The sequence below is a fragment of the Paenibacillus jamilae genome (genome assembly GCF_050482105.1).
GTDB lineage: Bacteria > Bacillota > Bacilli > Paenibacillales > Paenibacillaceae > Paenibacillus > Paenibacillus jamilae_B.
This window is the reverse complement of record NZ_JBCNHI010000020.1, coordinates 573,528-589,278: the sequence shown is the minus strand read 5'-3', so window position 1 is coordinate 589,278 and position 15,751 is coordinate 573,528. Positions and strand designations below refer to the sequence as shown.

Sequence of the window (15,751 nt, the reverse complement as noted above, 5' to 3'; positions counted from 1 at the left end):
CTCATCAAAAATCAATGCATAGAACGCCGCAACCATTTTTGCATAAATCCTTTAATTCCACTCAATGCACCTGATTGTGGAACCTGTGGCATTGCTGCAAAACGGTGTGCCAGATTCAGTACATCCCTTGAAGCCGCACATCCCGGAAAAGCAACCATAAAAGGTACTTGTCTTTTGACTGCCTGCATGACATGAGCATCATCACTGATATGTCCCAGCAGCGGGATCTCGATCTCCAAAAAGCGTTTCGCAACAAGCGCAATCTTATCTGCAACTTGACGGGCCTCATTATCGTTATCGGCACGATTGACTATAATTTTGAATACTGTATCTTTCTGCAACCCGTTGACGACTTTAATTAGTGCATACGCATCTGTTAAGGACGTCGGTTCTGGGGTGGTTACTACCATACATTCGTCAGCCGAAGTGATGAATTTAAGGCTTTCCTTGGATAAACCTGCACCTGTATCAAAAAGAATATAATCCATGTCTGCCGCCATTTTTTCTACTTCTTCAGCAAAATAATTCAGATTCTCATCCGATAACGCAAACAGTTCGCTCAGGCCAGACCCTCCAGCAATATAAGGCAAACCACCTATCCCCGTCTGAATAATCTCATCAATTGATTTTTCACGTTTTAATAGGTGAAGAAGATTGTATTGTGAGTGGGCCCCCATCAACACATCAATGTTGGCCATACCGATGTCAGCATCAAACACAAGTACCTTTCGACCAAGAGATTGCAGGGCCAATGCAAAGTTTAGTGTAAAATTGGATTTGCCCACCCCGCCTTTACCGCTGGTGATCGTTATAACTTTTGCGTGACGATTGCGTGGGGGTAATCGATACTTATCCAAGGATGAAGCCATTTGCCTAAGCGATTGGGCTTGATCACTCATATGGAATCTCCGTCCACTCCTGGTGATCCTGATCCTTTGGCTCCAAGCAGCATGCTTGTCACCATTTCCGCATCGGGATGAAGCAAGTCATCAGGAACATTTTGTCCATTGGTAATATACGCCAACTGCATAGGAAACTGGTCCAAAAGATTAAACATGCTGCCGCAACTGCCTGTCTCATCCATCTTGGTGAATACAACCTTACCCAGACCAAACTTACTGAAATGTCCAGTTATATTGATCATATCCCTGCTTTTGGATGTCAGGCTGAGCACCAGATAGGTCTCACTTTCATTAATAGGCGAAAGCAAACTTTGCAGCTCTGATACAAGCAGCTCATTACGATAATTTCGCCCCGCAGTATCCATAAGGATCAAGTCACAATGCCCCAGACGTTGGATAGCCCTTTGGACGTCACCGGGAGATTGCACAACCTCAAGCGGTACATTCAAAATCGTAGCATATGTACGCAGTTGCTCGACGGCTGAGATCCGGTACGTGTCAGAAGTAATAAATCCAACTTTGCGATGATGCTTGAACAACTGTTCCGCTGCCAATTTTGCAATGGTTGTCGTTTTTCCTACTCCGGTAGGACCTGCAACATACACAATTTTGGTATCTTTGGATATCCCTTGATCCAGTCTTGTCTGTATAAAACCAGTGACTACCTCCCGAAAGGCTTGTTCCCAATCAAAAGTTTCAGGCGCAAAAGTGTGCTCACTTCGGCGCACATGTACCTGCTCGATCCAATATTCCAGCAGATCACGTTCCACTTCCTGCTCCAACACATGCTCACAAATTTCTTGTAGCGCCTCCGGCCAAGTGCTTTCCATTGAAGAGCTTCTGGAAAACCGAGTCATCATTGCCTTCATTTCTCGTAATTCATTAAGCAATGCCTGATTTTCCTCTGCTCCACTCTTGTCTGGAACACTTGCTTCGATTGGCCGTTTTTGCAGCTCACTAGATGATTTCATGTTCGAAAGCATTACTTCGTGATCCAGTGCCTGAGCCGTAGTCTCCAGATTATTAGCTGGCTTAGCTGACAACTGCTCAGTTGCTGATGCAGTTTGTTCTGTATTAATCGACAATTCAGCTTGTCCTTCTTTGGAATTACCAGCTATCTGTTGTGTAACCCGTCGATAAGCTTCTGGAGCTGCCTGTCTTGGGACTACAGGTACTGATGATTTTTCCGGTTGCTCAGGGGCGTCCATGAGAGGAAAAGCAGCCTGGGCAAGCTGCTGTGACGATCGTCCAGCCCGCCGAGGCTGTTGAGGTTGCTGCTCCTCAACTGCAGCAACCACTTCAATCTTCTTTTTACTGAACATCCCCATGAAACCGCCAACCTTCACTTCCTTTGTACTCAATATGACGGCATCTGTTCCCAAGTCACCCCTGATTTGCAGCATGGCTTCTGGCATGGTATCCACTACATATCGTTTCACTCTCATAAGTTCACCACCCCGACACTTTGAATTTCAACGTTCGGCTCCAGCTCACTGTACGACAGCACCGGGACATCCTGCATTGTCCGCTCCATCACTTGCCGCAAATACATACGTATTGTTGGTGACGTTAACACAATTGGCTGCTGTCCAGATTGAATGAGACGGTTGATTTGTTCCATCATCCTTTGATACACCGTTTGCGTTGACACCGGATCTAGAGCCAAATAGCTACCTTGCTCCGACTGCTGCACGCTCTCAGCAATTTTCTTCTCCAATCCTGGTCCCACGGTAATAACGCGTAACGTTTCTCCCTGCTGTGCAAATTGCTGCGTAATCTGACGCGATAACGCTTGACGTACATATTCAGTCAGCACGTCTGGATCTTTTGTATAAGTACCATAGTCAGCCAGTGTCTCGAATATGGTCACCATATCGCGAATAGAGATTTTTTCCTTCAACAGCTTGGCCAGCACTTTTTGTACGTCCCCTATGGCAAGCACAGAAGGAATAAGGTCGTCCACCAGCACTGGATAATTCTCCTTGAGATTGTCAACCAGCGACCGTGTTTCCTGTCTGCCAAGCAATTCATGGGCATGTTTCTTGATCGTCTCTGTTAGATGAGTAGCTACAACTGAAGGTGGATCAACTACGGTATAACCTGACAGTTCAGCAACATCCTTGGTGTTCTCATCAATCCAGAGTGCAGGCAATCCGAAGGCCGGTTCTGTCGTTTCAATTCCTGTAATAGAGTCGTCGTCATATCCTGGGCTCATAGCCAGGTAATGATTCAACAACAGCTCTCCGCCGCCTACCGTATTGCCTTTAATCTTAATTACATATTCGTTAGGCTTGAGCTGAATGTTGTCCCGAATACGAATGACCGGCACAACCAACCCGAGCTCCAAGGCACATTGACGGCGAATCATAATGATCCGATCCAGCAGATCACCGCCTTGCTGTGTATCCGCCAGCGGAATCAACCCGTACCCAAACTCAAATTCAATCGGATCAACCTGCAGCAAATTAATGACACTTTCCGGACTCCGTACCTCTTCGATTTGTTGCTCCTCCTCCAGCTGTTCATCAGCCATTTGCTTGCGTTCCATATTGCCCTGCATTCTTCGAGCTGCAAAAAACAATAGAATCGCAAGTGGAAGAGTTGTAATGATATGAATAGGCGTGAAAAGGCCCAATAATGCTATGGTAGCAGCCACAATGTAGATCAATTTGGGATAAGAAAAGAGCTGTCCGGTTAAATCCTCTGCCAAGTTGCCATCCGACGTAGCCCGCGTAACAATCAACCCTGACGCCGTGGATATGAGCAATGCGGGAATCTGGCTGACTAATCCATCACCGATCGTGAGAACAGAATATGTAGACAGTGCTTCTTGAAATCCTTTTCCCTGAACAGCCATACCGATAATAAAGCCGCCCACCAAGTTAATGATCAAAATGATAATACTGGCGATCGCATCGCCTTTAACGAATTTACTCGCACCATCCATTGCTCCGTAAAAATCCGCTTCCCGTTCGATTTTACTACGTCGTTCACGGGCTTGCTGCTCATTAATCAGACCTGCATTCAAATCAGCATCAATACTCATTTGTTTACCCGGCATCGCATCCAGTGTAAACCGGGCGCCCACTTCTGCTACCCGCTCCGATCCCTTGGTGATAACTATGAACTGTACGACCACAAGAATGAGAAAGACAACAAAGCCGACGGCAATTTGACCGCCTGCAATCCAGCTGCCAAACGTAGCAACTACTTCGCCGGCATGGCCCTCACCTAAAATAAGCTTGGTCGTAGAAATGTTAAGTGCCAAACGAAATAACGTCGTAATGAGTAGCAATGAAGGAAAGATAGAGAACTGTAAAGCTTCCTTCGTATTCATTGAAACGAGTAAAATCATCAAAGCAATAGAAATATTAATAACGAGTAGAACATCCAGCAGCCATGAAGGGATCGGGAGAATCATCATAAGAACGATACCGATGACGCCTGCAAGGACGGTTATTTCTTTTATTTTCACGGGTCTCTTGGCCTCCGATCCCTTTATTTCACTTTACCTTTTAATTTATATACATACGCCAGCACTTCGGCAACGGCCTGAAAAAGATCAGCTGGTATCGCATCCCCGATTTCGGCTCTTTGAAACAGCGCCCGCGCCAGCGGCTTGTTTTCCATCGTAATAACGCCGTTTTGCTTGGCAATTTCCTTAATTCGGAGCGCAACATAGTCTTGTCCTTTCGCAATAATCTGCGGCGCTTCCATCTCCGAACCGTCATATTTCAAAGCCACAGCAAAGTGCGTAGGGTTGGTGATGATGACATCTGCATTAGGGACCTCCTGCATCATGCGCTGCATAGCCATACGGCGCTGCCGCTCGCGAATTTTCCCTTTGATCAGCGGGTCACCCTCCATTTTCTTGTACTCATCCTTGATGTCCTGTTTGGACATTTTCAGATTTTTCTCATGCTCATAACGTTGATACATATAATCCAATATCGCTAATATGAACAGCACCACACCAATTTTGAGTCCCAGTTCCATCGTTAATGAAGCTGTAAAACTCAACATCTGGTCGCCGGACATCTCAGCTAGTTTGGGTAGGTCCGCCTTTGTTTTCCAAAGTACGCTGTACACCAGATAACCAATTACGGTCATTTTTAACACAGATTTCAGAAATTCAACCAATGACCTCATGGAAAAAATGTTTTTAAAGCCTTTAATCGGGTCGATCTTGCTAAACTTGGGTGTAATGCCCTCTCCGGTTAATAAAAAACCGATCTGCATGTAATTCGCTGCTATTCCGATGACAATGGCACCAACAAAAATGGGGGCCAGCATAATCAAGATTTGTACACCATACTCCCCCATCATAAGCAGCGTTGTATTCGGTGTTACTTCCATAGAAAGACGATTCATAAAAATATCCCGAAACAAGCGGACTGCATGATCCTTAAAATACCCGCCGAAAATCATGAGGCAAAAAAACGTAACTAGCAGGACACCAGCAGCGGGCAACTCCATGCTCTTGGCAACCTGCCCTTTTTGTCTTGCATCCTGTTTCTTTTTGGGTGTAGCTTTTTCCGTTTTTTCCCCTGAGAACAACTGCAGGTTCATAGCATATTTAAATGACAAACTACGTTCCTCCAGACCAGACATTAAGGACGATTACCCATAATATCCAACAAGTTGCGCATGGATTCGAACATCACAGAAAACAATCTTTCGAATATAAAAGCAAAACCTGGCATAAGCAGCAGTAACATGAACAATCCCACAATTATTTTTAGCGGCACGCCAATGACAAAAATATTAAATTGCGGTGCTGTTTTGGCTAAAAAACCGAGTCCCACATCCGTTAAAAAAGTAGCTACTACAATGGGAGCAGCAATTTGAAAGGCCAGCATAAAGGATTCCGCAAAGGAACGTACCAGGAATTCAGTTACACTGCCACCATACAGCTTTATAAAAAAATCATTGGTCAGTGGTATCCAATCATAACTGTATAAAATAGCGTTTAGCAGATGATGGTGCCCGTTTATGCTCAAAAAGAACAAAACAGCTATAGCGAATTTAAAATTACCCGTTAGAGGCGTTGAAGCCCCTGTCATGGGATCAAATACACTGGCCATTCCGAATCCCACCTGTAGGTCTATAAATGAACCTGCGGTTTGGATTGCTGTCATGAACAGATATGCAGTAAACCCCAGCAACAGCCCAATCAGTACCTCACGGCCTACTAATAGCACATACGCTACATCCGTCGGCACCTGTTGATGCGTACCATAAGTAAGATACACGACCAAAGCTAGGAATCCCGAAATTCCAACCTTAAAGATATTAGGTACCCCTCGGGTTGAAAAAATAGGCGCTACTACAAAAAATGAGGTAATCCGACAAAAAATCAGCAAAAAAACAGGAAAACTCTGCAACAATATGTTCATAACTTTCAGCCTAACCTATATATTTGTACAAATTGTCCAGAATGTTATACGTAAAGTCTACTAATGTCGTCAATATCCAGGGCCCGAACAAAAGCAATGCCAGCAATACGGCGACAATCTTCGGAACAAAAGCCAGTGTCTGCTCCTGGATTTGAGTTGTCGCTTGAAAAATACTGATGATCAAACCCACGACTAGCCCCAAAATCAGCATCGGAGCACTCACCTTGAGTACAATGTACACCGCTTGCCCAGCCAGGGAAATAATAAACTCCGAAGTCATTGCCGTCCTCCTTGATTGCTGTCCTTGCAGAAAGTATTCATGTGTTAAAACTCAGAAGCAATGATTTGACGACCAAATACCAACCATCTACAAGTACGAAGAGCAGTATTTTAAAAGGAAGTGAAATCATTACCGGCGGTAGCATCATCATCCCCATAGCCATAAGTGTACTGGACACTACAATGTCTATCACTAAAAAGGGTATAAAAATCATAAAGCCCATCTGAAATGCCGTTTTCAACTCACTGATTGCATAAGCCGGAACCATCACCGTTAGTGGAATCTCTTGATAATTCTTTGGTTTTTCCATCTTGGTGTATTTCATAAAAAGCAGTAAATCCTTCTCACGTGTATGAGAGAACATAAAGGTTTTCATTGGTACCGCTGCCTTATCCAGTGCCTGAGACTGTGTTATATCCCCCTTGAGGTACGGCTGAAGCGCAGTTTCGTTCATAGCTGAGAAGGTCGGTGCCATAATGAATAAGGTGAGAAACAAGGCCAGTCCAACAAGCACCTGATTGGGCGGCATTTGCTGGGTTCCCAGTGAAGTCCGTACAAAGCCAAGCACAATCACAATACGTGTAAAACTTGTCATAAGTACGAGCAACGCAGGCGCTACACTAATGACAGTAATAAGTAAAATAATAGACAGCGAGGTGGCACCGGGCTGTCCTTTGTCCGAATTGCCGACTTGAATATCAATGTTCGGAATCGGTTCAGCAGAGGCCGCCGTCACCGAAATGAAACTGAACAAGACAAGCAGCAAACATGCTAGTATAATCTTTTTTCTCATGAATCTCCCGACCGATCTGTAGTATTCTCCTCATTGCGCAACTTTTCGAGTTTATCCTTGCGATTCGGCATCTGCCGGAGCTTGGATTCAAACATCTCATGAAAAGACGTTTCCTCTTCAGGTTGCTGTTGCTGTGCCGCGTTGTTCCGGCGAAGCTTATCCGCAATTTTAGCGAATAGCGGGGCAATTGGGCCGCGCTGCAGGGAAGCTTCCTGCTCCAGTGCGGCCAAAATTTGCTCCACTTCTTCAGGATCGGACACTTTGTCAACAAGCCGGATATCTTCTCCCACACCAATGAGGTACACACTGCTACCAACTTCAACAAGCTGAAGGGATTTATTGGGGCCAAGTCCCACGCCTCCCAGTATGCGAACGGAGCGGTTGCTGAACCAGCTCTGATTTCTTTTACTCAAAAACCGTATCAAGTACACGATCAGTACGATGATAAAGATTAGCACGAAAAGGACCCAAGCAATGTTTCCTATATTGCTGGATGTACTCAAAGCGTCAGAGGCACCCTGTTGTGTATCCATACTGGATGCGCCTTACACACCCAGTGTTTTGTTGATGGCTTCGATAACCCGATCCGATTGGAATGGCTTAACGATAAAATCTTTTGCGCCAGCTTGAATGGCATCAATAACCATCGCTTGCTGACCCATCGCGGAACACATGATAACCTTTGCATTCGGGTCAATTTGTTTGATTTCCTTCAGAGCGGCAATGCCGTCCATTTCAGGCATCGTGATATCCATCGTAATCAGGTCCGGACGAAGCTCCTTAAATTTTTCAATGGCCTGTGATCCATCCTGAGCCTCTCCTACTACTTCAAATCCATTCTTGGACAGGATGTCCCGAATCATCATTCTCATAAATGCAGCATCGTCCACGATCAAAATACGGTTTGCCATCTGAAATAAATCCTCCCTAAATTATGCTTTTATTGTAATTTTTGAATTCGGTCCCATTGGCTTACAATATCCGTTACACGCACGCCAAAGTTCTCGTCGATTACGACAACCTCGCCCTTGGCTATCAGTTTGTTATTAACCATAATGTCCACCGGCTCCCCGGCAAGCTTGTCCAGTTCAATAATTGAACCTTGCGAGAGCTCCAGAATATCTTTAATTTGCTTTTGGGTCCTTCCTAATTCTACGGTGACTCTAAGGGGAATGTCCATCAATAAATTTAAATTGTTTTCATCCACTTGCGGAAATCCACCAGACTGCAAATTAGAAAATTGTACAGGCTGCACATTTACATTACGTCCCGGCGGTACAGCCCCGTAATGATGAGGCGTTCCATAAGGCGCTTGCGGTGGTACACCTGCTGGCATTCCATACCCCGGCGTTCCATACCCTGGAGCGCCCTGCTGTCCATATCCCGGGTCTTGAGGATACATCGGCGGTTGTTGCCCATAGCCTGCATCTTGCGGCGCCTGCGCGGCCGCAGGCGGCTGTTGGTAGGCTGGTGCAGACGGTGGCTGCGGAGTACTAGCTTGTTTCGGCGCTTCGGGAGCAGCTGTTGCAGCTGCCTGCTGTGCGGACGCTTGCGGTTGCTCGTCTTCCTCTCCGCCATTCATTAAGATGCTCACCATCTTTTTGGCGAAATTAACAGGCAACAGTTGCATTAGCGTAGAGTCAATCAGGTCTCCAATCAATAACCGGAAGGATACTGTAATCAGCGTCTCTTCATCTGGCAGGCTGGACACTCCATCACCGTGCAGAGGGTCCAATATATCAATCCCCGGTGGAGAGATATTAACAAAACGATTAAACATGGTAGACATAGAGGTCGCAGACGATCCCATCATCTGGTTCATCGCTTCCTGCACGGCACTGATGTGAATTTCATTCAATTCTTCATCAACCGGGTTTCCTCCACCGCCGAGCATTAAATCCGCTATGACCTGCGCATCACGCTTTTTAATTACAAGCGAGTTAATGCCTTCAAATCCATCGACATAATTTACATGTACGGCTACGTGCGGCTTTGGAAAAGCAGTTTCAAATTCAGAACGTGTAATAATTGAAACTTTAGGTGTCGTAATATCCACCTTTTGACCGAGCAGTGTGGAAAGAGCCGTAGCTGCGCTGCCGAACGTTATATTACCGATTTCCCCGAGAGCATCCTGCTCCAGCGAAGTCAGAAAATCGTCAACGGTCTTGCCTGCGGGAGTAGAATCCGTCCCCGCTTCAGACTGTTTCAGCAAGGCATCAATTTCCTCCTGGGACAAATAGTCTTTACTCGTCAATTTCTTCAACTCCTTCGTTGACAATTTCATCAATTTGTACGGCAACACGATCTCTTACCATGCCGGGACTTCCCATAAACTTCAATTTCTCGCCTACCCGGATGGATAGTCCTTCTTTGACTGGCTTGTTCAATGAAATGACATCCCCAACCGAAAGGCCCAAAAACTCGGCTACATTTATCCGGGATTCACCCAACTCCGCAATAATCGGAAGCTCTGCTTTGGTGACCCGTAATCTCAAGGCGTCGATCTCTTCAGGCGCCCTTGATTTCTTTTCGGATGTAAACCACTGGTGCGTGGACAGTCTGGCCATAATTGGTTCCAATACCACATGTGGAATACAGAGGTTAATCATCCCTGTGGTATCACCAATTTTGGTGCTGAGCGAAATCAGAGCGATCGTCTCATTCGGCGAAACAATCTGCATAAACTGCGGATTCGTTTCCATCGCCTCCAGGCGCGGTTCAATGTCCAGTACCGTTTTCCAAGCCTCTTGCAGGCTATCAAAGGTACGGCTGAAAATTCGCTCCATGATCGTCGTCTCGATTTCAGTCAACGCGGTAACCTTGGTTGGTGCCGAACCTGTTCCTCCGAGAAGCCTGTCCAGCATGGCATAAGCTACGTTCGGGTGAACCTCAAGCACCATTCGGCCTTCCAGTGGTTCAGCTTCAAAAATGTTTAGTATGGTCATTTTCGGAATGGAGCGAATGAATTCATCATATGGAAGCTGCTCCACCTGAACGACATTAATCTGGACAAAAGTACGAAGCTGTGCTGAAAAGTAAGTGGTCAGATACCGTGCAAAGTTCTCGTGTATCCGCGTCAGACTTCGTATATGGTCCTTGGAAAACCTAAGCGCTCTTTTAAAATCATATGCGCGAACTTTCTTTTGGGTCTCTTCCTTTTTGAGTTCTTCCGCATCCATTTCACCGGACGAGAGAGCTGCTAAAAGGGCATCAATTTCCCCTTGTGACAGTACATCCACCAATGTTATTCACCCCCTTACGTGTTCCTGACAAAATCACCTGGAATCAAATGGCTGCCAGCAAAAAGTCTGTAATTTTGGCGTTCCCCAGGTGACCTTCAGGGAGCGACTTATTGATGAGATCCGTCAGCTTGTCACTGAACTGATCCCGGCCTTTAGCCGTTCTGAGCTCATCAGGTTTGGTGTCTGCAAGTAATTGAATAACGATGGGTTTAATACTGATATCCTTGATTTTTTCAAAAGCTTCTTTTGCTTTGGCATCGTTCAATTGAAAAGCAAGATTCATCTGCACAATGTAATCTGCGTCTGCCAAATTCGTTTTGATACCGGTAATTTCAGAGCTTACTTCCACCAATTCATCTGCTGACAATCTTGGAAGCTGTTCTGCTTGAGCGGCGGCTTGCGCATTCGGTATGACTTCCGACTTCTTCCCGCTAAGCGCTGGTATAAGTACAAAGGCCGCGCCTGCAATCAAAGTAATCGCGAGTAAAATTGTAATGAGCCATGGCAGCATCTTCTTCATTCGTCTTCCTCCATTTGTTGCACTTTTATCGTGGCGGCATGCATGCCGATTTCACGGCTGTAACTCTTGATCAAGGAGACGACATCTGCCGCTTTTTCCAATACAATCAACCGTTTCCCCGTTACCAAAGTAACGTATGTATCCGGTGTTTCCTCCACAGTCTCAATGAGCAGCGCATTAAGCCACATAGGCGAGCCGTTCAGCCGCGTTAACGGGATCATCGTAACACCAACCTCCTGATAGGTGCGGAGGAGCCTCTACTCCTCCGCGTTTAAATGAGATTATCGTTTCAAGTTTACAACTTCCTGAAGCACTTCATCCGAAGTCGTAATGATACGTGAGTTCGCTTGGAATCCACGCTGAGCCACGATCATTTCGGTAAATTCGCCTGTCAGATCAACGTTGGACATTTCCAACTGACCCGCGATGATAGCTCCACGCCCCTCTGAGTTGGCTGCTCCAGGCTCAATTGCATCAATATTTGAGTTGACCGTAGTACGGTACAAGCTTCCACCGATTTTTTCCAGACCTTCTGGGTTTGTGACTCTGGCTATACCAATTTGCGTACCATTGTCAACTGTTCCGTCATCCAATTGCTGCACAATTGTGCCATCCTGCGAGATAGAGAACGATGTAACATTGTCAGCAAGTGTGATTGGATCGCCACCTGCATCCCCTACGAAAAATCCATCGGAAGTCACCAGATTTCGGTTCGCATCTACGTGAAAATCACCTGCACGAGTCAAATAAGGGACATCCTGTGCATCATTCATTTTGACCAGGAAGAAACCGTCACCGTTAATCCGCAAATCCGTTGGATTGTTCGTAGTCATTGCACTACCTGGAAGATGCATCGTATCAATTGAGCTGACAGACACCCCTAGACCAACCTGCTTGGCATTTTGACCTGCAGTTGTCGTAGCATCAGGTGCACTTGCGCCCGAGCTGGTTTGGCTCAAAATATCCTTGAACATCACTCGGCTGGACTTGAAGCCTGTAGTATTTACGTTTGCAATGTTGTTACCGATAACGTCCAGCTTTGTTTGAAAGCCCTTCATGCCCGATACACCTGAATACATTGATCTCAACATTGAGTATAAATCCTCCTCTGATTGATTGCTTAGTTGACCGCATCAGTCGATCCGCGGCTTTTTCATGGCTTTCCTATTCGGGCCAGCCACTTCGTATATATTTATGAAATGATTACAGCACTATCTATCTGCGTAAATACGTTATCCTCCATGGACTGCTTGTCCATCGCAGTAACAACTGTTCTATTAGGCACACTAACAATCAAAGCCATATCTTTCATTAAAATTAAGGATTCTTTAGCGCCCTTGGCAGCAGCCTTATCCACAGCAGAATTAATTTTCGCCATTTGATCACTTTTCAACTCTATTCCCCGCTGCTCCAATCGCTTGGCTGCATGGTTGCTGAGCTTGAGTACCTGTTCCTGCAATACCTGACCGAATGGTTTGGTATCCTTTGTAACCGAATTTACTCGGTTTTGAGAGATCGCCGGAGGAACGCTGGTAGGAAAAAGACGTCCAACCGTTATCCTGTCATTCATGAGTTCTCACCACTTCCAGTAGAGGAAGAAGATGAAGTATCTGACGTCTCTGAAACAGGAGCCGTTGTGTTGGCCTGGCTTACGGATGTTACATCTTTTAATGCAACCTCAGCTGCTCCCATTTTGGCATACTGCACACCATCGCGAATAACGATGGAATCTACGATTCCACTTTTCACTGTACCTGCGCCTGCTTCACCTGTAATGGAATCCTTTTTACCTGGCTCAATCCAGCTAACTTCTTTGCCAATTAAACCGGAAGCTGTACCCAAAGACTGCCCCAATGCAGTCAACTGCGTAGAAATGTTCATCAGTTGTTCCACCGAGGAAAACTGTGCCATTTGAGCGACAAATTCTTTATCCTCCAATGGTTGCATTGGATCCTGATTTTGCAGCTGAGTGATCAAAATTTTTAGAAATTGATCTTTACCCATCGTTTTAGTATCCTTGGCACTTGCTGTTTTGACATTATTCACATTGTAATTCGGCCAGACGTTACTGGTGGATACATTGTTGTCTGTAGTCGTCATTGTGTTCTCACCTCCATCATTACGCTTGTGCTGTAAAGGAGCCTGTCCGATTTATGTCATCTGTACGTTGCTCTGCTGTCCAGTTACGAAGCTCTTCTGCCATTTCAGCTACCTTTAAAGCATCCTCGTTCTCTTCTCTACCTCGAGTCTTAGAACGTTGATTAGATTGCTGCTGTTGATTAGCTCCAGATCCGCGTCCATCCTGATACATATGGGAGGAAAGCGATTCATTGTGCGTTACTTCTACTTTATCCACCTGAATACCTTGGCTCTGAAGGCTTGTCCGCAACTGCGACATTTGCTGTTCCAGCAAATCCTTCGCCCCGCTATGCTCAGTCATGAACTGGGCAACCAGATGGCCATTTTGCATTGTTAGCTTAACCTCCAGCTGGCCCAGATGATCTGGACGAAGCATGATGGTCGCTTCTGTCAAACCCGTGTGCTTTACAATATCAAGTTTCTGCACTACAAACTCAGTCATTTCCTTGGCAAATTGCCGTACATGTACGACTGGTTGAGCCGGAGCCGAAGGTGTTGTTCCCTGCGTTTGTACTGAAAGCTGTCCCGCAGTCGTAATCACTGGAGTCTGATTATCAGTTGTTGCCGTATCTGCTTGATCTGCTGCATCTACGAACGTACCTGCTTCATCCGTAGCAGTCGTTTTAACTGCAGACTGAACGAGAAGATTAGTGGATGAACGTTGTCCTTCTGAGCCTTGTTGACTAGTTTCACCCTGACTTGCTTGCTGCTGAGGAGTATCTTGTTTGTTTGTAGAAGCTGCAGTTAATGTCTGAGCACCGTTTGCCCGTTGTGCAGAAGGCTGAACCGCTTGTGAATCTCCACCGTCAGCAAGTTCCACAGCTTTCATTACTCCATTCCACTGCTCATCGGAGATAGCTCCCGTCCCAGCTGTTGCACTTTGAAGCGATTGTAGTAACTGTGTCACTTTAGACTTTTGGTCCCCCGAAGCCTGTTCTGCTACATTTGCAAGTTGTGACAAAGCGTCCTGCAATGCAAACCGAAGTGTTGCGGGATTAGCCGCCAAAGCTGTTAAGCCTGTAGTCTCAGCCGTTTCCCCACCGTCTGCCTGTTGATTGGTTCCATCGCCTTGCAAAAACTGTTGCACTTGCTGAATCCACGCTTGCAGAGTTGCAAGCAGGGCAGGATCAGCAGCTACCTGATCATCCAACTTTTCGAGATTCTGCAGTAAAGGAGCTAATGTTTCAACCAGTGGCTCGGTTGGAGCATCTGTGGATTCTCCGTTTGTAATAAGCGGTAGCACCATAACTAATGGAGAACCATTTGCATCTGTTCCTGCTGAGCCTGTTTGCCCGCCTGTCATCATTTGCGCCAGTGTTTGATTAAAGGCACCTGTGGTTGCTCCAGCTGTTGTGGCTGTACTTGTTGTTGACGCTGTCGTACTACTAGCTGTTTGGCTAGAGCTAAGAGATACACTTTGAGAAATAAGGGTCATATATTTTTCACCTCCCTTCAATTCAAACTACTTACTGCCCATTAGTTTATTCAAAATCTTTGCGGTCTGGCCTGCATCCTTGGCAGACATATTTTGCAGTAAAGAAGCACGTGTCGAATCATCTACTGTATTTAAGATGTTCAATGCCTTTTCTGGACTGATTTTGTAAGTTTGTAAAATAAGTTCAGCACCACTTTTCTTGTCCATGGAAGCAAATGTGCTGCTGATTTGAGTACTTTGCAGACTTTTACTCGTCGTTCCGGCTGTAGCACCTTGATCCTTTTTCAGACGGGACTGCAACGCAGCTACCGATAAATCTGTAGATGGGGTTACGTTTTTCAGAGCCATCGTAATATCCGCTGCTTTTTTAGCATCCATCTTTTGCAAAATCTTCGCACTGTTAGCGGGGTCCATGTAGCTTAGCAGCTGCACGGTCTCTTCGGTAGTCAGATTCTCCATGATCGGTGCTGCTTTACTTGCCGTCATTCCTTCATACATGCTGGCAAGTTCTTTGGTTTGTTTTACATAAGGATCTTCATTTGTTGTTCCGTCTGTAGTTTGCGTGCCTGTCTGTCCTTGCTGGCCGACCTGTCCCTGTTGACCGGTCTGCGACTGTTGTTCCTGTTGCGTTTGCAGTGTGTTGACCTGATTCTGAAGTTCAGTAACCTTCTTATCCTGTGTCGTCTTAGCATCGGCAGCCTTTTTGAGTTCTTCCGTCTGCTTGGCCAAATCTGTTTTTAGCTGCTGAATGGTTGCTTCAGAACTTTCAGACTGAGCCTTTTGATCCGCCTCTTTTGTCTGGGTAGCCTTATCTTTCGGTTCGGGTATCCAATTTTTAACAACTGGTATTTTATTCCCTATTGAGATCATTTCGCTTCTGAAGTCCATATTGAACAGTGTAAGCAGGACCCCCACCAGAACGATTGTGAAAACAATCGGAATCAGGAAAAACATAAATCGCTCAAATCCACCGCCTGATTCTTTCCCTAAATCCATATCCAGTTCATTTTCTGCTAACTTCTGTGCCATCGTCTTCCTCCTCAG

18 protein-coding genes are annotated in these 15,751 nt (G+C 45.8%); all 18 read right to left on the bottom strand.

The window, feature by feature from the left end; all coding sequences use genetic code 11:
- Positions 1 to 11: 11 nt before the first annotated feature.
- On the bottom strand, positions 12 to 899 hold the full coding sequence (locus ABEW32_RS21670) for a MinD/ParA family protein (protein WP_430191645.1): 888 nt from the start codon (positions 897 to 899) through the stop codon (positions 12 to 14).
- Positions 896 to 2,347, bottom strand: coding sequence for a flagellar biosynthesis GTPase FlhF (gene flhF, locus ABEW32_RS21665; RefSeq protein WP_430191643.1), 1,452 nt, complete (start codon positions 2,345 to 2,347; stop codon positions 896 to 898). The genes ABEW32_RS21670 and flhF overlap by 4 nt, the downstream gene beginning before the upstream one ends.
- Positions 2,344 to 4,377, bottom strand: coding sequence for a flagellar biosynthesis protein FlhA (flhA, locus tag ABEW32_RS21660; protein ID WP_430191641.1), 2,034 nt, complete (start codon positions 4,375 to 4,377; stop codon positions 2,344 to 2,346). The genes flhF and flhA overlap by 4 nt, the downstream gene beginning before the upstream one ends.
- Before the next feature lie 23 nt (positions 4,378 to 4,400).
- Positions 4,401 to 5,513: a flagellar biosynthesis protein FlhB gene (flhB, locus tag ABEW32_RS21655; protein ID WP_090735506.1), complete on the bottom strand. Its 1,113-nt coding sequence runs from the start codon at positions 5,511 to 5,513 to the stop codon at positions 4,401 to 4,403.
- Positions 5,513 to 6,298, bottom strand: coding sequence for a flagellar biosynthetic protein FliR (gene fliR, locus ABEW32_RS21650; RefSeq protein ID WP_430191639.1), 786 nt, complete (start codon positions 6,296 to 6,298; stop codon positions 5,513 to 5,515). Before fliR ends, flhB begins: the two co-directional genes overlap by 1 nt.
- Positions 6,299 to 6,308: 10 nt before the next feature.
- The gene (gene fliQ, locus ABEW32_RS21645) at positions 6,309 to 6,578 is read right to left on the bottom strand and encodes a flagellar biosynthesis protein FliQ (RefSeq protein WP_007430038.1); all 270 of its coding nucleotides are present in this window, start codon (positions 6,576 to 6,578) and stop codon (positions 6,309 to 6,311) included.
- 37 nt (positions 6,579 to 6,615) lie between these two features.
- The gene (fliP, locus tag ABEW32_RS21640) at positions 6,616 to 7,371 is read right to left on the bottom strand and encodes a flagellar type III secretion system pore protein FliP (protein ID WP_430191637.1); all 756 of its coding nucleotides are present in this window, start codon (positions 7,369 to 7,371) and stop codon (positions 6,616 to 6,618) included.
- The gene (locus ABEW32_RS21635; RefSeq protein ID WP_013370688.1) at positions 7,368 to 7,904 is read right to left on the bottom strand and encodes a flagellar biosynthetic protein FliO; all 537 of its coding nucleotides are present in this window, start codon (positions 7,902 to 7,904) and stop codon (positions 7,368 to 7,370) included. The genes fliP and ABEW32_RS21635 overlap by 4 nt, the downstream gene beginning before the upstream one ends.
- 12 nt (positions 7,905 to 7,916) lie before the next feature.
- The gene (locus ABEW32_RS21630; protein WP_013370687.1) at positions 7,917 to 8,282 is read right to left on the bottom strand and encodes a response regulator; all 366 of its coding nucleotides are present in this window, start codon (positions 8,280 to 8,282) and stop codon (positions 7,917 to 7,919) included.
- Positions 8,283 to 8,311: 29 nt separating this feature from the next.
- Complete coding sequence (gene fliY / locus ABEW32_RS21625) at positions 8,312 to 9,625, bottom strand: flagellar motor switch phosphatase FliY (protein WP_430191635.1); 1,314 nt, start codon at positions 9,623 to 9,625, stop codon at positions 8,312 to 8,314.
- The gene (gene fliM / locus ABEW32_RS21620) at positions 9,615 to 10,613 is read right to left on the bottom strand and encodes a flagellar motor switch protein FliM (RefSeq protein WP_013370685.1); all 999 of its coding nucleotides are present in this window, start codon (positions 10,611 to 10,613) and stop codon (positions 9,615 to 9,617) included. Before fliM ends, fliY begins: the two co-directional genes overlap by 11 nt.
- A 43-nt stretch (positions 10,614 to 10,656) precedes the next feature.
- A complete protein-coding gene (locus tag ABEW32_RS21615; protein ID WP_430191633.1) occupies positions 10,657 to 11,133 on the bottom strand; it encodes a flagellar basal body-associated FliL family protein in 477 nt (158 codons plus the stop codon).
- Positions 11,130 to 11,354 carry a flagellar FlbD family protein gene (locus ABEW32_RS21610; RefSeq protein WP_013370683.1) on the bottom strand — a complete coding sequence of 75 codons (225 nt, stop codon included), beginning with the start codon at positions 11,352 to 11,354 and terminating at the stop codon, positions 11,130 to 11,132. Before ABEW32_RS21610 ends, ABEW32_RS21615 begins: the two co-directional genes overlap by 4 nt.
- Before the next feature lie 60 nt (positions 11,355 to 11,414).
- Positions 11,415 to 12,224 carry a flagellar basal body rod protein FlgG gene (gene flgG, locus ABEW32_RS21605; protein WP_430191631.1) on the bottom strand — a complete coding sequence of 270 codons (810 nt, stop codon included), beginning with the start codon at positions 12,222 to 12,224 and terminating at the stop codon, positions 11,415 to 11,417.
- 101 nt (positions 12,225 to 12,325) lie between these two features.
- The gene (locus ABEW32_RS21600) at positions 12,326 to 12,703 is read right to left on the bottom strand and encodes a TIGR02530 family flagellar biosynthesis protein (protein ID WP_430191629.1); all 378 of its coding nucleotides are present in this window, start codon (positions 12,701 to 12,703) and stop codon (positions 12,326 to 12,328) included.
- Positions 12,700 to 13,233, bottom strand: a complete 534-nt coding sequence (locus ABEW32_RS21595) for a flagellar hook capping FlgD N-terminal domain-containing protein (RefSeq protein ID WP_430191627.1) — start codon at positions 13,231 to 13,233, stop codon at positions 12,700 to 12,702. Before ABEW32_RS21595 ends, ABEW32_RS21600 begins: the two co-directional genes overlap by 4 nt.
- A gap of 19 nt (positions 13,234 to 13,252) precedes the next feature.
- Positions 13,253 to 14,707 (bottom strand): flagellar hook-length control protein FliK, encoded by a 1,455-nt coding sequence (locus tag ABEW32_RS21590; protein WP_430191625.1) that lies wholly within the window; start codon positions 14,705 to 14,707, stop codon positions 13,253 to 13,255.
- Positions 14,708 to 14,734: 27 nt separating this feature from the next.
- Positions 14,735 to 15,736 carry a MotE family protein gene (locus ABEW32_RS21585; protein ID WP_430191623.1) on the bottom strand — a complete coding sequence of 334 codons (1,002 nt, stop codon included), beginning with the start codon at positions 15,734 to 15,736 and terminating at the stop codon, positions 14,735 to 14,737.
- Between the last annotated feature and the right edge of the window lie 15 nt (positions 15,737 to 15,751).